Below are 16,400 nucleotides of genomic sequence, written 5' to 3' on the forward strand. Positions count from 1 at the left end.
TGCCGGGAGGGCCGCTCCTTTCATGGGGAACGGCGGTCCATAACCGTTATGCCCGGTTCTCAAGAAGGATGCGTCCTCGCAGGTCAAAGGACCGGCAACTACTCTTGAGCATCGCGTGACCGAACGAGCCCAGAAGTGCTCAGCGAGCCTCGGGAACGGTCTCCCAGCAGGTGCTGGGAGCCTTCACGGCCAGCTGGAACCAGACGACCTTGCCCAGGCGGGTGTGCGCGCTGCCCCAGCGGCAGGCCAGCATGTCGACCAGGTGCATGCCCCGGCCCCGCTCGGCGTCCCAGCCCACGTGACGCATGCGGGGCGGCTCGGCGCTCTCGTCCTCGACCCCGCACCGCAGCACCCCGTTCTCGACGGACATGGTGACCCGGATCTGGCCGCGGCCATGCCGGATCGCATTGGTCACCAGCTCGCTGACGAGCAGCTTGACGACCTCGACCTGCCGGCCGAGCCCCCAGTGCTCCATCTGCGTGCGGGCCTCGTGTCGCGCCCTGCGCACGGAGACGGCGGTGGGCGGGAACGTCCACGACGCCATCTTGGTACGGTTCCCGCACACGGCCGACATCAGTCGTTGGACGACCATGTTCACGCCGCGCCCTGCACGGTGCCGGCGGGCACGGCCTGACCGTCCGGCAGCAACTCGCCGGTGTCGTCGAAGGACACGACGCCGTTGCAGAGCAGTCCCCAGCCCTGCTCGGGGTGGTAGGCCACGAGCCGCGCGGCCTCATGGTCCGGGGCGTCCGCCGGCGGACACGTCGGGTGGTGCTGGCACATCATTCTCCCTCTCCGGGTGAAGCCACTGAGTTACCCAGGATCTCCACTCCCCATACACACGTAGAAGGTGATAAATCCCTGTGTCACTACCTATATTCGTATTACCTAGGTAGCCCCGGAAAATGCGCAAACCCGCGCGGATCCCAAGAAACCGCGCGGGTTGTCGGGGTCGTCAGCCGCCCAGGATCTCCCGGCGCAGGTGCGTCTTGAGGATCTTGCCGCCCGGGTTGCGCGGCAGGTCGGTGTCGCGGAGCCAGACGTGCTCGGGGATCTTGAACGCGGCGATCCGGCCGGTCAGGAAGGTCCGCAACTCCTCCTCGGTGGCGGTGGCGCTCGGTGTCAGCCGGACCACCGCGCCCACCTCCTCGCCGAGCTCGTCGTGCGGTACGCCGATCACCGCCACGTCGTCCACCGCCGGATGCTCGAACAGGGCCGCCTCGACCTCGGCGCAGTAGACGTTCTCACCACCCCTGATGACCATGTCCTTGGCCCGGTCGACGATGTAGACGAAGCCCTCCTCGTCGATCCGGGCCAGGTCGCCGGTGTGCAGCCAGCCGTTCACGAACGTCTCGGCGGTGGCCTCGGGCTTGTTCCAGTAGCCCAGGATGACGTTCGGCCCGCGTACGCACAGCTCGCCCACCTCGCCAGGGGGCAACTCCGCGCCCATCGGGCCGACGACCCGCACGTCCACCACGGCCGTGGGGCGGCCGATGCTGTCGGGTCTGCCGTGATAGTCCCCGCCCGCGTTGCCGATGGCCAGGGCCGTCGTCTCGGTCATGCCGTAGCCGTTGGAGGGCGCCCGGCCGGGCAGGTTCGCGGTGATCCGCTCCAGCAGCTTGGGCGGCGCGGGGGCGCCGCCGTAGCCGAGCGTGGTCAGCGACGACAGGTCATGGGAGCCGAAGTCCGGATGCGACATGAGCTGCCAGGCGTTGGTGGGCACACCGATCATCGTGGTGACCCGTTCCCGCTCGATCAGCCGCAGCGCCTTGCCGGCGTCCCACTTGTACATGAGCACCAGGCCGCCGCCGGTGAACATGGTGGTGGTCAGCGCGGAGAAGCAGCCGGTGACGTGGAACAGCGGCACGGCCAGCAGCGTCACCCTGCGTACGGCGGCCGCCTGGGCGGGGTCCAGGCCCGCCATCGTCACGGCCCGCATCAGCCCGTAGGCGACCGTCATGGGCGACTGGCCCAGGTTGCGGTGCGAGCCGAGCGCGCCCTTGGGGTGCCCGGTGGTGCCGGAGGTGTAGAAGATGGTGGCCGGGTCCTCGGGGGAGAGGTCGACCTCGGGCAGCGTCACGTCGGGCCTGACCTCGCCCAGCACGTCGCCGAGTGTCCGCGCGCCCGCCGGCGCCTCGCCTCTGACGACGATCAGCGGCACGCCGGTCCCCAGCAGCCGCACGGCGCGCTCGCCGTCGGCGATGAGCACCTTGGCCCCTGAGTCGCTCACCCCGTAGGCCAGCTCGGGCTCGGTCCACCAGGCGTTGAGCGGTACGGCGACGGCCCCGCAGGCCAGGACGGCGGAGAAGGCGATCGACCACTCCGGATAGTTGCGCATGGCGATCGCCACCCGGTCGCCCTTGGTCACGCCGTAGTCCTCGATGAGACGGCCCGCCAGGGTCGCGACGCGCCGGAAGTGCTCTTCGAAGGTGAGGTGCTCGTCCTCGTAGACCAGGAAGATCTTGTCGCCGTGGAACCTGCTGATGCCGAGCAGGGCACGGAGGTCGGTGGGGGCGTGTTTCCAGGTGCGTATTCCGGTGTCGCCGAGCTCCACGGTCTCGAACAGCTCGCCCGGGGCGGTGAGCTTGGCCTGGACCTCATCGTGCGAAAGCGTCATTGCGTAGCACTCCCGGCAATTAAGGACTGTCGGATAAATCACAGTACCGACCGGTAAGTACGTGACGCCAGATTGTCTTCACGGCCGGTGGGAGTGGGAATTGCGGACTCTGACATCGTCTCGACATCTGGACACTCGGCGCTATCGGCTTGCATGTGCACCCGCTGGAGGGCATCATCGATAAGCAAGAACATGAGCACGGATGCATGAACATGCAGGAGGTCTGATGAGAGCGGCGATCGCCGGAGCCAGCGGCTACGCGGGTGGCGAGTTGCTCCGCCTCCTGCTCGGCCACCCCGAGCTGGAGATCGGCACGCTCACCGCGGCCGCCAGCGCGGGCAGCGCGCTCGGCGCCCACCAGCCCCACCTGCCGCAGCTGGCCGACCGGATCATCCAGGAGACCACCGCCGAGGCGCTGGCCGGCCATGACGTGGTCTTCCTGGCCCTGCCGCACGGCCACTCGGCGGCCGTGGCCGCACAGCTGGGCAAGGATACGCTCGTCGTCGACTGCGGAGCCGACCACCGGCTCGCCGACCCCGCCGCCTGGCAGGAGTTCTACGGCGGCGAGCACGCCGGCACCTGGCCCTACGGCCTGCCCGAGCTGCCCGGCCAGCGGGACGTGCTGCGCGCCGCCACCCGCATCGCGGTGCCGGGCTGCTACCCGACCTCCGTCCTGCTGGCGCTGCTGCCCGCCTTCGCGCACGGCCTGGCCGAGCCGGAGGTGGTGGTCGTGGCCGCCAGCGGCACCAGCGGCGCCGGCCGCTCGCTCAAGACCAACCTGCTCGGCAGCGAGGTCATGGGCTCGGTCAGCGCCTACGGCGTGGGCGGGACGCACCGCCACACGCCGGAGATGGAGCAGGGCCTCAGCCTGGCCGCGGGCACGCCGGTGCGGGTGTCGTTCACCCCGACGCTGGCCCCGATGAGCCGCGGCATCCTGGCCACCTGCTCGGCCCCCGCCAAGCCCGGCGTCACCCGGCAGTCGCTCAGGACCGCCTACGAGGCGGCACTGAAGGCCGAGCCGTTCGTGCGACTGCTGCCGGAAGGCACCTGGCCCGCCACCGCGATGACCTACGGCGCCAACACCGCCGCCGTGCAGGTGACGCTCGACGAGCGCGCCGGCCGCGTGGTCGCCGTCATCGCCATCGACAACCTCACCAAGGGCACGGCCGGAGGCGCTGTCCAGAGCGCCAATCTCGCCCTCGGCCTGCCGGAAGAGCTCGGCCTCCCCCTGACAGGAGTTGCTCCGTGAGCAAGCGCAGCCCATCCATCAGCAAGCACGGGTGCGTGACACCCTGGCGGTCGGCGAAGGAGGCCGCATGAGCGTGACCGCACCTCTCGGCTTCCGGGCCGCGGGCATCGCCGCCGGCATCAAGGCGGGCGGCTCCCGCGATCTGGCCCTCGTCGTCAACGACGGCCCGAACCGCGCGGCCGCCGGAGTCTTCACCGCCAACCGCGTGAAGGCCGCCCCGGTGCTCTGGTCCCAGCAGGTCCTGCGCGGCGGCCGGCTGCGCGCGGTCGTGCTCAACTCGGGCGGCGCCAACGCTTGCACCGGCCCGGAGGGCTTCCAGGACACGCACGCCACGGCCGAGAAGGTGGCCGAGGTCATCGAGGACTCCGCGGGCGAGATCGCGGTCTGCTCGACCGGCCTGATCGGTGAGCGGCTGCCGATGGACGACCTGCTGCCCGGCGTCGAGGTGGCGGCCGCGCAGCTCTCCAGGGACGGCGGCCTGGCCGCCGCCGACGCGATCCGCACCACCGACACCGTCTCCAAGATCTCCTTCAAGCGGGGAGAGGGCTACATGGTGGGCGGCATGGCCAAGGGCGCGGGCATGCTCGCCCCCGGCCTGGCCACCATGCTCAGCGTCATCACGACCGACGCCGACCTCACCGCAGAAGAGCTCGACGCGGTGCTGCGCAGGGCCACCGCGCAGACGTTCGAGCGGCTCGACACCGACGGCTGCATGTCGACCAACGACACGGTTCTGCTGATGTCGAGCGGCGCTTCCGGGATCAAGCCCGATATCGCGGAGTTCGAGCAGAAGGTCACCGAGGTCTGCGCCGACCTGGCCAGGCAACTCCTCGTCGACGCCGAAGGTGCCTCCAAGGCCATCGCCATCGAGGTCGTCGGCGCCGCGTCCGAGGACGACGCGGTCAAGGTGGGCCGTTCGGTCGCCCGCTCCAACCTGCTCAAGTGCGCCATCCACGGCGAGGACCCCAACTGGGGCCGGGTGCTGGCCGCCGTCGGCACCACCGACGCCGAGTTCGAGCCCGACCGGCTCAACGTGGCCATCAACGGCATCTGGATCTGCCGCGCCGGCGCGGTCGGCGACGATCGCGACAAGGTGGACATGCGGCCCCGCGACGTGACGATCACCGTCGACCTGTCGGCCGGTCCGCACACGGCGACCGTGCACACCACCGACCTGACGGCCGACTACGTCCACGAGAACTCGGCGTACTCCTCATGAGGGCCGGCACGGCACACGCCAAGGCGGGCGTGCTCATCGAGGCACTGCCCTGGCTGGAGCGCTTCCACGGCGCCACCATCGTGATCAAGTACGGCGGCAACGCGATGACCGACGAGGCGCTCAAGGAGGGCTTCGCCGAGGACATCGTCTTCCTGCGCTACGCCGGTCTGCGGCCCGTCGTCGTGCACGGCGGCGGCCCGCAGATCAGCGAGCATCTCGACCGGCTCGGCATCGAGTCGACCTTCACCGCCGGCCTGCGCGTCACTACCCCGGAGGCCATGAAGGTCGTCAGGATGGTGCTGGTCGGCCAGGTCAACCGCGACATCGTCGGCCTGGTCAACCGGCACGGCCCGTTCGCGGTCGGCCTGTCGGGCGAGGACGCCCACCTGTTCACCGCCGAGCGCAAGAGTGCGATGGTCGACGGCAGTCCGGTCGACATCGGCCAGGTCGGCGAGATCGTCAAGGTCGAGCCCGGCGCGGTCCAGGCCCTGATCGCCGACGGCCGCATCCCCGTGGTCTCCAGCGTGGCGCGCGGCGTCGACGGAGAGGTCTTCAACGTGAACGCCGACACCGCCGCCGCCGCCCTCGCCGTGGCGCTGAGCGCGGAGAAACTGGTCGTCCTCACCGACGTCGAGGGCCTGTACGCCAACTGGCCCGACAACACCGAACTGATCGACCAGCTGAACGCGGCGGAGCTGGAGCGGCTCATCCCCAGCCTGTCGAGCGGCATGGTGCCCAAGATGGAGGCGTGCCTGACCGCGGTCCAGGGCGGCGTCCCGCAGGCGCACGTGCTCGACGGCCGGGTGCCCCACTCGCTGTTGCTGGAGATCTTCACCAACGAAGGAATCGGAACCATGGTGATGCCCTCATGAGCCTCTACGACAGGTTCGAGCAGGCATTCATGCCCAACTACGGCGTCCCGCCGGTGGCCCTTGCCAGAGGCGAGGGCACCCGCGTGTGGGACGTCGACGGCAAGACCTACCTCGACTTCATCGGCGGCATCGCGGTCACCTCGATCGGCCACGCCCACCCGGCGCTGGTCGAGGCGGTCGCCAAGCAGGTCGCGACGATCGCGCACACCAGCAACCTGTTCCTGCACGAGCCGGAGGTGCTGCTGGCCGAGCGGTTGCTGGGCCTGCTGGACGCGCCCGGCCGCGTCTTCTTCGCCAACTCCGGCACCGAGGCCAACGAGGCCGCGCTCAAGCTCTCGCTCAAGTACGCCAAGCGCACCGGCCGCAGTTACTTGGTCGCCGCCGAGAACGGCTTCCACGGCCGCACCCTCGGCGCCCTGTCGCTGACCGGCAAGGCGTCGATCCGCGACCAGTTCGGCCCCTTCCCGACGGACGTCCGGTTCGTCCCTTACGGCGACGCGGACGCGCTCAAGGCGGCCGTCACCGGCGAGTGCGCCGCGGTCTTCCTCGAGCCCACGCAGGGCGAGGCGGGCGTGGTCCCGCCGCCGGACGGTTACCTGAGGGCGGCCCGCGAGATCTGCGACGCCACCGGCGCCCTGCTGGTGGCCGACGAGATCCAGTCGGCCATCGGCCGCACCGGCCACTGGTTCGCCCACCAGGCCGACGGCTTCACCCCGGACATCCTCACCCTGGCCAAGGGGCTGGGCGGCGGCCTGCCGATCGGCGCGTGCATCGGCTTCGGCGACGCGGGCACGCTGTTCGACAAGGGCGACCACGGCTCCACCTTCGGCGGCAACCCGGTCTCGTGCGCCGCCGCGCTGGCCGTACTCGATCATGTGGACCTCGACCGGGTGCGGTCGGCCGCCGCTCGGCTGCGCGGCGGGCTGGAGGCGATCGGCCATCCGCTGCTGAAGGGCGTGCGCGGGCGCGGCCTGTGGCTCGCGGCGGTGCTCAGCGAGCCGGTCTCCGGCAAGGTGCAGCAGGCCGCCGCCGACGCCGGCTTCCTGGTCAACGCGCTGCAGCCGGACGCCGTACGACTCGCGCCGCCGCTGGTGGTGACGGACGAGGAGATCGACGCGTTCGTCGCCGCGTTCCCGCGGATCCTCACGGAGGCGGCCGGATGACCAGGCACTTCCTGCGCGATGACGACCTCTCGCCCGCCGAGCAGGCCGAGGTGCTCGACCTGGCCGCGGCGATGAAGAAGGACCGCTACGGCTACCGCCCGTTCGAGGGGCCCAAGACGGTCGCGGTGCTGTTCGACAAGCCGTCGGCCAGGACCCGGGTCTCCTTCCACGTCGGCATCGGCGAGCTCGGCGGCCTGCCGCTGGTCGTCGACGGCGTCTCGACGCTGATGGGCCGGGGCGAGCCCGTCGAGGACCTCGCCCGGGTGCTCGACCGGCAGGTCGCCGCCATCGTCTGGCGCACCGGCGGCCAGCAGCTGATCGACACCATGGCCGCGCACTCGGCCGTGCCCGTGGTCAACGCGCTCACCGACGACTTCCACCCCTGCCAGATCCTCGCCGACCTGCAGACGGTGCGCGAGCGGCTCGGCAGGACGGCCGGGCTGACGCTCACCTATGTCGGCGACGGCGCCAACAACATGGCCCACTCCTACCTGCTCGGCGGCGCCACCGCGGGGATGCACGTCCGCGTCGCCGCCCCGGCCGGCTACCAGCCGGACGCCGTCATCGTGAACCAGGCCGCGGCCATCGCCGCGCGGACCGGCGGCTCCGTGCTCTCGCTGTCGGACCCGGCGGCGGCCGTACGGGGCGCGCACGTCGTGGCCGCCGACACCTGGGTGTCGATGGGCCAGGACGGCAAGCAGGAGCGGGTGGCGACGCTCATGCCCTACCAGGTCAACTCCGAGCTCCTGGAGCACGCCGCGGAGGAAGCGATCGTGCTGCACTGCCTGCCGGCCTACCGGGGCAACGAGATCACCGAGGAGGTGCTCGACGGTCCGCGGAGTGTGGTGTGGGACCAGGCGGAGAACCGGCTGCACGCGCAGAAGGCGCTGCTGCACTGGCTGGTGAGCCGGACATGACCCTCCCGATGACCAAGGTCGCCCGGCAGGCGAAGATCACCGACCTGCTGCAGCGGCAGGCCGTACGCTCCCAGCCCGAGCTGGCCAAACTGCTCGCCGAGAGCGGCGTCGAGGTCACTCAGGCCACGCTCTCCCGTGACCTGGACGAGTTGGGCGCGCTCAAGCTGCGCGCCGAGGACGGCTCGCTGGTCTACGCGCTGCCCGGCGAGGGCGGCGACCGGATCCGGCTGGCGCGGCTCGGCACCGGCGAGTCGCCGGCCGCCCGGCTGCACCGCATCGCGGAAGAGCTGCTGGTCAGCGCGGACGCGTCGGCCAACCTGGTGATCGCCAGGACGCCGCCGGGCGCCGCGCAGTTCCTCGCCTCCGCCATCGACCACGCCGACTGGGAGTCGATTCTCGGCACCGTCGCGGGCGACGACACGATTCTGGTCATCAGCCGCGATCCGCAGGGCGGACAGGCCGTGGCCGAGGCCCTGCTGAAGGTGGCTGACCGACGTACCTAGCCCTCAAGGGCGTTAAGGCGAAATTTCAGACTTTAGTAATGGAGATCACGAAATGACGGAGAGAGTAGTTCTAGCGTTCTCGGGGGGCCTCGACACCTCGGTCGCCATCCCCTTCCTCGCCGAGAAGATGAACGCCGAGGTCGTCGCCGTCGCGGTGGATCTCGGCCAGGGCGGCGAGGACATGGGGGTCATCCAGAAGCGCGCCATGGACTGCGGCGCGGTCGAGTCCGTGGTGGTGGACGCCAAGGAGGAGTACGCCGCCGACTTCTGCGTGCCCGCGCTCCAGGCCAACGCCCTCTACATGGACCGCTACCCTCTCCTGTCCTCGCTGTCGCGGCCCCTCATCGTCAAGCACCTGGTCACCGCCGCCAAGCAGTTCGGCGGCACGGTCGTCTCCCACGGCTGCACCGGCAAGGGCAACGACCAGGTCCGCTTCGAGGCCGGCCTGGCCGCGCTGGCCCCCGACCTCAAGGTCGTCGCCCCGGCCCGCGACTACGCCTGGACCCGGGACAAGGCGATCGAGTTCGCCGAGCAGCGCGGCCTGCCGATCGAGACCACCAAGAAGAACCCGTTCTCCATCGACCAGAACCTGTGGGGCCGCGCCGTCGAGACCGGCTTCCTGGAGGACATCTGGAACGGCCCCACCGAGGACGTCTACGCCTACACCGCCGACCCCGCCGTCCCGCGCGAGCCGGACGAGCTCGTCATCACCTTCGAGCAGGGCGTCCCGGTCAAGATCGACGGCCGGACGCTGACGCCGTACCAGATCATCGACGAGCTCAACAAGCGCGCGGGCGCGCAGGGCGTCGGCCGCATCGACATGGTCGAGGACCGGCTGGTCGGCATCAAGTCCCGCGAGGTGTACGAGGCGCCCGGCGCCATCGCGCTGATCACCGCGCACCTGGAGCTGGAGGCCGTCACCGTCGAGCGCGACCTGGCCCGCTTCAAGCGCGGCGTCGACCAGCGCTGGAGCGAGCTCGTCTACGACGGCCTGTGGTTCTCGCCGCTCAAGCGGGCCCTCGACACGCTGATCGCCGACGCCCAGAAATACGTCTCCGGCGACATCCGGATGACCCTGCACGGCGGCCGCGCCACCGTCACCGGCCGGCGCTCCGAGCAGTCCCTGTACGACTTCTCGCTCGCCACCTACGACACCGGCGACACCTTCGACCAATCCCTGGCCAAGGGCTTCGTGCAGCTCTTCAGCCTGCCATCCAAGATCGCAGCGGCGCGCGACGCCAAGCACGGCTGAGTTGCACTATCGTCGCGGAGGACGTCGTGGGGAAGTTTGAGGAGACACTGGTGAGTGATGGCAAGCCGATGCGGCTGTGGGGCGGACGCTTCGAGAGCGGCCCGTCCGACGCGCTGGCCCGGCTATCGGTGAGCGTGCACTTCGACTGGCGGCTGGTGCCGTACGACCTGGCCGCGTCCAGGGCGCACGCCCGCGTGCTGCACAGGGCGGGGCTGCTGGACGGCGGCGAGCTCGAGCGCATGATCGGCGCGCTCGACGACCTGGAGCGCGCCTGCAAGGCGGGCGAGTTCCGGCCGACGGTCGCCGACGAGGACGTGCACACCGCACTGGAGCGCGGCCTGCTGGAGCGGCTCGGCTCGCTCGGCGGCAAGCTGCGCGCCGGCCGCAGCCGTAACGACCAGATCGCCACGGACCTGCGCCTCTACCTCCGCGACCACGCCCGCACGATCGTCTCCCGCCTGGTCGAGCTGGAAACGGCGCTGATGGCCCAGGCCGAGCAGCACGCCGAGACCGCCGCGCCCGGCATGACGCACCTGCAGCACGCGCAGCCGGTCTCCTTCGGCCACCAGCTGCTCGCGCACGTGCACGCCTTCACCCGCGACATCGACCGGCTCACCGACTGGGACAAGCGCGCGGCCATCTCGCCGCTCGGCGCGGGCGCGCTGGCCGGCTCGTCGCTGCCGCTCGACCCGCAGGCCGTGGCCGAGGAGCTCGGCTTCTCGGCGCCGGCGGCCAACTCGATGGACGCGGTCTCCGACCGTGACTTCGCGGCCGAGTTCCTGTTCGCCGCGGCCATGATCGGCATGCACCTGTCGCGGCTGGGCGAGGAGATCGTGCTCTGGGCCTCGCAGGAGTTCCGCTGGATCGAGATGGACGACGCCTACTCCACCGGCTCGTCGATCATGCCGCAGAAGAAGAACCCGGACGTGGCCGAGCTGGCCCGCGGCAAGTCCGGCCGCCTCATCGGCAACCTCATGGCGCTGCTGACCACGCTCAAGGGCCTGCCGCTCACCTACAACCGCGACCTGCAGGAGGACAAGGAGCCCGTGTTCGACTCGGTCGACACGCTGCTGCTGGTGCTGCCCGCCGTCGCCGGACTGGTCGCCACCATGCGCGTCAACACCGCCCGCATGCAGGAGTCCGCGCCCGACGGCTTCGCGCTGGCCACCGACCTGGCCGAGCTGCTGGTGCGCCGCGGCGTGCCGTTCCGCGAGGCGCACGAGGCCGTCGGCCACCTGGTGGTGTGGTGCCAGGTCAACGACTCCGACCTCGGCGACCTCACCGACGACGAGCTGGCCAAGGTCTCACCGCACCTCACGCCCGACGTCCGCGACGTGCTCAACGTGCCGGGCGCCCTGGCCGCGCGCAAGGCCCCCGGCGGCACCGCCCCGGACCGGGTCCGCGACCAGCTCGTGGCGCTGGGCGAGGCCGTCGACGCCCAGGCGGCATGGGCGGCGGGCTCCTGAGCTCCGCGCCGCTGCCGCGCGCCTTCTTCGACAGGCCGTCGCACGAGGTCGCGCCCGAGCTGCTCGGGCGCGTGCTCGTGCACGGCGACGTCGCCGTACGCCTCACCGAGGTCGAGGCGTACGGCGGTCCGGGCGAGGATCCGGCGGCCCACACCTACCGCGGCAAGACGCCACGCAACGCGGTCATGTTCGGCCCGCCCGGCCACCTCTACGTGTACTTCACCTACGGCATGCACTTCTGCGCCAACGTCGTCTGCCTGCCCGAGGGCCACGGGTCGGGAGTGCTGATGCGGGCCGGCGAGGTGGTGGCGGGCGGCGCCGTGGCCCGCGCCCGCCGCTCGGGCGGCCAGACGTTGCCCGACCGGGATCTGGCCCGCGGCCCGGCCCGGCTGGCGGTGGCGCTCGGGCTGCTGCGCGAGCACAACGGCCTCGACGCCATCTGGGAGGGCTCCCCGCAGGCGCTGAACGGCCACGGCTCGCTGACCGGCCTGCCCGCCGGCTCGGTCGTGCTGCTGGCAGGCCGCCCGCCGGAGCCCGCCGCGATCAGGTCAGGACCGCGGACCGGGGTCTCGACGGCCAGGGACACGCCCTGGCGGTTCTGGATCGAGGGCGACCCGACGGTGTCGCCCTACAAGGCTCACGCACCACGGCGGCGCAGCGCCGCGGCCACCTCGGTGGGGGAGGCGCCCAGATCGTGAGGGCTGAAGATGTGCAGGTCGTCGCCGGTGTCGATCTCCAGCATCTCGCTGCGCAGCCCGAACCTTCTGCGCACGTCCACTTTGACGTCCTCGATCGCCTCCCACGGCACGTGCCGCCTGCCCGCGAAGCCGCGCACCACGGTGATGCCGCTCGGGTCCGCCGACAGCCGCACCGGCACCAGCAGATCCCGCACCCCCATCGCCCCCACCAGCATGGTGGCCGGCACCGCCAGGATCACCCCGCGCACGTCGCCGTCCACATACCAGTAGGCGGCGAGCCCGGCGCATGCCAGAGCCCCTAAGATCTTGAAAACAGCCAGCTCGCGACGGACCTTCCACATGCTGACCGAGACTATCCAAGTAGCGGTCACCCGGCGCGATCGGGCACGCTGTAACCAGTCAACCTCTATCAGAGAGCCAGCACCGTGACCGACATTCTCGATGAGCTCGAATGGCGCGACGTGACCGCGCAGACCACCGACATCGACGCCCTGCGCGAGGCGCTGTCGAAGGGTCCGATCACGGTCTATGCGGGCTTCGACCCCACCGCGCCGTCGCTGCACGTCGGCAATCTGGCCACGCTGCTGATCCTGACCCGCTTCCAGCGCGCCGGCCACCGGCCGATCGGCCTGGTCGGCGGTGCCACCGGCCTGATCGGCGACCCCAGCGGCCGCAGCACCGAGCGGGCGCTCAACACCTCTGAGGTGGTGGCCGAGTGGGTGTCCAGGATCCGGGTGCAGGTGGAGAAGTTCCTGTCGTTCGAGTCCTCGCCCAACGCGGCGGAGCTGGTCAGCAACCTCGACTGGACCGCCGAGCTGTCGGCCATCGACTTCCTGCGCGACATCGGCAAGCACTTCCCGGTCAACCGGATGCTGGCCCGCGAGGCGGTCTCCGCCAGGCTCGGCGGTGACGGCCTCAGCTACACCGAGTTCAGCTACCAGATCCTGCAGTCCAACGACTACCTGGAGCTCTACCGCCGCCACGGCTGCACCCTGCAGGTCGGCGGCAGCGACCAGTGGGGCAACATCACCGCCGGGGTCGACCTGGTCAGGCGGGTGGAGGGCGCCCACGTGCACGCCCTGACCGGCCACCTGATCACCAAGGCGGACGGCACCAAGTTCGGCAAGACGGCGGGCGGCGCGGTCTGGCTCGACCCGGCGCTGACCTCGCCGTACGCGTTCTACCAATACTGGCTCAACGCCGACGACCGCGACGTCGTCCGCTTCCTCAAGGTGTTCACCTTCCGCGACCGGGAGGAGATCGAGGTGCTGGAGAAGGCCGTCGCCGACCGGCCCTTCGCCCGTGAGGCGCAGCGGACCCTCGCCGAGGACCTGACCACGCTGGTGCACGGCTCGGACGAGCTGGCCGCGGTGGTCGCGGCGTCCAAGGCGCTGTTCGGCCAGGGCTCGCTCGGCGAGCTCCCGGCCTCGACCCTGGCGGCCGCCCTCGCCGAGGTGCCCAAGGCCACCGTGCCCGAGCTCGGCGCGACCTTCGTGGACCTGCTGGCCGACAGCGGCCTGGTGGAGTCGAAGTCGGCGGCCCGCCGCGCGGTCAAGGAGGGCGGCGCCTACCTCAACAACGTCAAGATCACCGACGAGACCCACACGCCGTCCGCCGACGACCTGCTGCACGGCAGGTTCATGGTGCTGCGACGCGGCAAGAAGTCGATCGGCGGCGTCGAGGTCGGCTGACCCTGACGCGAGCGGGCCCTCCCCTAGGGGAGGGCCCGCTGCCGTCTGTATTTCTCGTGTACGGGCCTCGCTGTCGCGGGTGCTCTGTGCAGCCGGGCGTCTTTGCTGTCCGGGGCTCGCCATGAGATGCGCTCGCAGGAGCGGCAGATGCGATCAAGGATCTGGTCGGCGGTCTCAGCTCACCGGAACGGCTTGGCGTTGTCGTGCCGGCCGACTCACTGGGGCCGGGTGTAGAGCGCGACCGTGAGGCCGGGCAGATCCGCCGAGTGCCACGCCGACTCCTGCGTGAAGCCGGCGCCGCGCAGCGCCTTGACCCGGTCGAACCGAGGCCCGGCGGACTTGGCGCCGCGCCACACGACCCACACCCGCTCACGCCCCGCCAGCGCCTCGGCCACATCGTCACGCTCGGGGTATCCGAACCCGTCGGGCTCCGGCGCCGACCCCACACGCAGCACGTCGTCGGGCATCGAGTCGTCACCGTAGTAGTCGAACCTGGACCGCACCGCGCTCTGACCGAACACGATCGCGTCCCCCGGCCGGGTGTCGATCTTCCGCACCGCCCACGGGATGTCCTCGAAGCGCCCGTTGACCTCCCGTACCTCCAACTGCTGCGGCACCCCGGCGGCGCCCGCGACCAGCACCAGCGCGCAGCACGCCACCACCGCCGAGCGGCCACGGAACAGCCCTGCCACCGCCAGCCCGGCCAGCAGCGCCAGCGCCGGGGCGGTGACGAACAGGTAGCGGTCCACGTACACAGGTGTCACCAGATGGGAGACCGCGAGCAGCAGCAGCGGCGGCAGGAGCAGCCAGCCCAGCAGCGCCACCAGCCACGGCCGATCCACGGTGATCCGGCCGGCGGCGCGCGAACCGCGCGACGCGAGCCACAGCAGCACCGCCCCGGCCAGCGCCACGGCGAACAGCAGCACCCCGGGCTCGGTCGCGCCCGCCGCCATCTTCGGGAATTTCAGCAGCACGTCAGGACCGCGCTGGGGGATCCAGCTGATCGCGTGCCGCTCGCCGTACCCCACCAAGCCCAGCATCAGGGCGGGCACGCCGCCGACGGCGAGAGCGGGCAGCATCCGCAGCAGCAGCGTCCGGCGCGGCAGCAGAACCCCGGCGGCCAGCAACTGCGCGGGCAGGACGAGCACCGCGAACAAGTGCGTGCAGCACACCAGCGCCACACTCACCCCGTACAGCACCCAGCGCCGCGCGGCGGGCGACTCGACGGTCCGATGCAGCGCCCAGAACGAGACCACCACCGCCGCAGCGGCGAAGGAGTACGACCTCGCGAAGGCCCCGTAATAGGACACCGAGGGCAGTACGGCGAACAGCGCGGCGGCTGTCAGCCCCGCCCGCGTGCTGTGCAGCCTTCGGCCCAGCTCGACCAGGAACCCCGCGGCCACCGCGATCGCGATCGCGGATGGCAGCCGCAACCACAGCTCCGCCGTGCTGACCATCGCCCAGAAGTGGATGAACACGTAATAGGGCAGGAAGTGACCGTCGATGTGCTGCGCGAGCTCCCACAGACCGGACAGTGACCGGGTGGCCGCGCTGATCGTGGCGATCTCGTCCCCGTTGAGGGTGGAAGCGCCCGTTCCGCTGAACGCCACCGCCCCGGCCGCCAGACCCGCCCACCATGGGCTTGACCTGGACGGACGTGTGGCAGGGGTGATGGGTGGGGCAAGCGTGGCGGTACTGGTCACCGGGGCAGAATACGCGCATAAGCTCGAAGCCATGCCTGAAGTAATCGTGTTCGATTTGTACGGCGTTATCGCTCGTACGCAGACGGATGAGGCGAAGCAGCAGCTCGTCGATCTGGCGGGAGCGCGGGGAGAGCCGTTCTGGGAGGCGTACTGGGCGTGCAGGCCCGCCTATGACGCCGGGCAGGAGAGCGCTCTGTACTGGGCTGACGTCGCCGAGCGGCTGGGCACCCGATTCGCCGATGTGCCGGCCCTGATCGACGCCGACCTGGAGAGCTGGTGCCACGTCGATCCCGAGATGGTGGCTGTGGTGCACGAACTCGCCGATCGCGGGCGGACGCTCGGGCTGCTCTCCAACATCATCGAGGAACTGGTGCCCATCTGGGAGGAGCGGCACGGGGACTGGCTGGGGCGCTTCACCGCGCTCACCTATTCGTGCCGGATCGGCGTGGCCAAGCCGGATCGGCGGGCCTACGAGATCTGTGCTGAGCGGCTGGGTGTGACCACGGGGGACGTGCTGTTCTTCGACGACAACGAGGTCAACGTGGTCGCGGCGCGCGCGGCGGGGATGTCGGCGGAGCTCTTCGCCTCGCCGGAGCAGGTGCGTACGCGCACCGCCTGAGGTCGTGGCGATTTGACGCCTGGCGGATCGCGACCTATGCTTTTAGTTCGCCCCGGGAGTGAGCCGGACGCCGACAGGCGGACGGGCCCCAGAGCGGCCCCTTGAGAACAGACCACTCGGCAGAGGCGCTTCATCGCGCTCAGGCACGAGCCGTCTCGGGTGTCTCCAGATCACCGAAAAACCGGTTGATTCGACAGGCGCAAGATGGCACGGTAAGTTACGAGGGTTGCCTCAGAAAAGGGGCACCGAATTCTAAATGGGTCAGCCGATTTCCAGCAAGTTCGCTGAATTTGACAGGAAATAAGCAAGCCCATTAAGCTAAGAATACGAAATGAGCGCCTCCGCCGCTCGGCCCTGATCAAGGGTTTGTGCGGGGATGTACGCGTCCGTTTCTTGAGAACTCAACAGTGTGTTAAAAGCCAGTGCATGAT

16 protein-coding genes are annotated in these 16,400 nt (G+C 70.5%); 11 read left to right on the plus strand and 5 right to left on the minus strand.

Annotated features, from left to right (window positions below; genetic code table 11):
* Nucleotides 1-139: 139 nt before the first annotated feature.
* From IEY87_RS38395 to IEY87_RS38405, 3 genes are all read right to left on the minus strand, one after another.
* Complete coding sequence (locus tag IEY87_RS38395; RefSeq protein ID WP_225278022.1) at nt 140-592, minus strand: ATP-binding protein; 453 nt, start codon at nt 590-592, stop codon at nt 140-142.
* Nucleotides 593-594: 2 nt separating this feature from the next.
* Entirely contained in the window at nt 595-783 is a 189-nt protein-coding gene (locus IEY87_RS38400) for a DUF5999 family protein (protein ID WP_189143792.1), read from the minus strand.
* 172 nt (nt 784-955) lie between these two features.
* Nucleotides 956-2,617 (minus strand): class I adenylate-forming enzyme family protein, encoded by a 1,662-nt coding sequence (locus IEY87_RS38405; RefSeq protein ID WP_189143757.1) that lies wholly within the window; start codon nt 2,615-2,617, stop codon nt 956-958.
* Between the two features lie 226 nt (nt 2,618-2,843).
* Here IEY87_RS38405 and argC point away from each other — a divergent pair, with 226 nt between their 5' ends.
* The 9 genes from argC (at nt 2,844) to IEY87_RS38450 (ending at nt 11,956) form a co-directional block, all read left to right on the plus strand.
* Nucleotides 2,844-3,866: an N-acetyl-gamma-glutamyl-phosphate reductase gene (argC, locus tag IEY87_RS38410; RefSeq protein ID WP_189143758.1), complete on the plus strand. Its 1,023-nt coding sequence runs from the start codon at nt 2,844-2,846 to the stop codon at nt 3,864-3,866.
* A 67-nt stretch (nt 3,867-3,933) separates the two neighbouring features.
* A complete protein-coding gene (gene argJ / locus IEY87_RS38415; protein ID WP_189143759.1) occupies nt 3,934-5,085 on the plus strand; it encodes a bifunctional glutamate N-acetyltransferase/amino-acid acetyltransferase ArgJ in 1,152 nt (383 codons plus the stop codon).
* Entirely contained in the window at nt 5,082-5,957 is an 876-nt protein-coding gene (gene argB, locus IEY87_RS38420) for an acetylglutamate kinase (protein WP_189143760.1), read from the plus strand. Before argJ ends, argB begins: the two co-directional genes overlap by 4 nt.
* On the plus strand, nt 5,954-7,120 hold the full coding sequence (locus IEY87_RS38425) for an acetylornithine transaminase (protein WP_189143761.1): 1,167 nt from the start codon (nt 5,954-5,956) through the stop codon (nt 7,118-7,120). Before argB ends, IEY87_RS38425 begins: the two co-directional genes overlap by 4 nt.
* Nucleotides 7,117-8,037, plus strand: a complete 921-nt coding sequence (gene argF, locus IEY87_RS38430; protein WP_189143762.1) for an ornithine carbamoyltransferase — start codon at nt 7,117-7,119, stop codon at nt 8,035-8,037. The genes IEY87_RS38425 and argF overlap by 4 nt, the downstream gene beginning before the upstream one ends.
* Nucleotides 8,034-8,540, plus strand: a complete 507-nt coding sequence (locus IEY87_RS38435) for an arginine repressor (RefSeq protein WP_189143763.1) — start codon at nt 8,034-8,036, stop codon at nt 8,538-8,540. The genes argF and IEY87_RS38435 overlap by 4 nt, the downstream gene beginning before the upstream one ends.
* 52 nt (nt 8,541-8,592) lie before the next feature.
* Nucleotides 8,593-9,792, plus strand: coding sequence for an argininosuccinate synthase (locus IEY87_RS38440; RefSeq protein ID WP_189143764.1), 1,200 nt, complete (start codon nt 8,593-8,595; stop codon nt 9,790-9,792).
* A gap of 68 nt (nt 9,793-9,860) precedes the next feature.
* Nucleotides 9,861-11,258 carry an argininosuccinate lyase gene (gene argH / locus IEY87_RS38445; protein WP_189143793.1) on the plus strand — a complete coding sequence of 466 codons (1,398 nt, stop codon included), beginning with the start codon at nt 9,861-9,863 and terminating at the stop codon, nt 11,256-11,258.
* Nucleotides 11,240-11,956 (plus strand): DNA-3-methyladenine glycosylase, encoded by a 717-nt coding sequence (locus IEY87_RS38450; RefSeq protein WP_189143765.1) that lies wholly within the window; start codon nt 11,240-11,242, stop codon nt 11,954-11,956. The genes argH and IEY87_RS38450 overlap by 19 nt, the downstream gene beginning before the upstream one ends.
* Here IEY87_RS38450 and IEY87_RS38455 read toward each other — a convergent pair.
* Complete coding sequence (locus IEY87_RS38455) at nt 11,896-12,297, minus strand: PH domain-containing protein (RefSeq protein WP_189143766.1); 402 nt, start codon at nt 12,295-12,297, stop codon at nt 11,896-11,898. The two genes, IEY87_RS38450 and IEY87_RS38455, sit on opposite strands and share 61 nt — an antisense overlap.
* 84 nt (nt 12,298-12,381) lie before the next feature.
* Here IEY87_RS38455 and tyrS point away from each other — a divergent pair, with 84 nt between their 5' ends.
* Nucleotides 12,382-13,647 (plus strand): tyrosine--tRNA ligase, encoded by a 1,266-nt coding sequence (gene tyrS, locus IEY87_RS38460; protein ID WP_189143767.1) that lies wholly within the window; start codon nt 12,382-12,384, stop codon nt 13,645-13,647.
* Between the two features lie 215 nt (nt 13,648-13,862).
* Here the strand turns inward: tyrS and IEY87_RS38465 are convergent, their stop codons facing one another.
* Nucleotides 13,863-15,350, minus strand: a complete 1,488-nt coding sequence (locus IEY87_RS38465; RefSeq protein WP_225278016.1) for a glycosyltransferase family 39 protein — start codon at nt 15,348-15,350, stop codon at nt 13,863-13,865.
* Nucleotides 15,351-15,381: 31 nt separating this feature from the next.
* Between IEY87_RS38465 and IEY87_RS38470 the strand changes: the two genes are divergently transcribed.
* A complete protein-coding gene (locus IEY87_RS38470) occupies nt 15,382-15,969 on the plus strand; it encodes an HAD family hydrolase (protein ID WP_225278017.1) in 588 nt (195 codons plus the stop codon).
* Nucleotides 15,970-16,400 lie beyond the last annotated feature (431 nt).

The organism is Nonomuraea glycinis (assembly GCF_014646515.1).
GTDB classification, from domain to species: domain Bacteria; phylum Actinomycetota; class Actinomycetes; order Streptosporangiales; family Streptosporangiaceae; genus Nonomuraea; species Nonomuraea glycinis.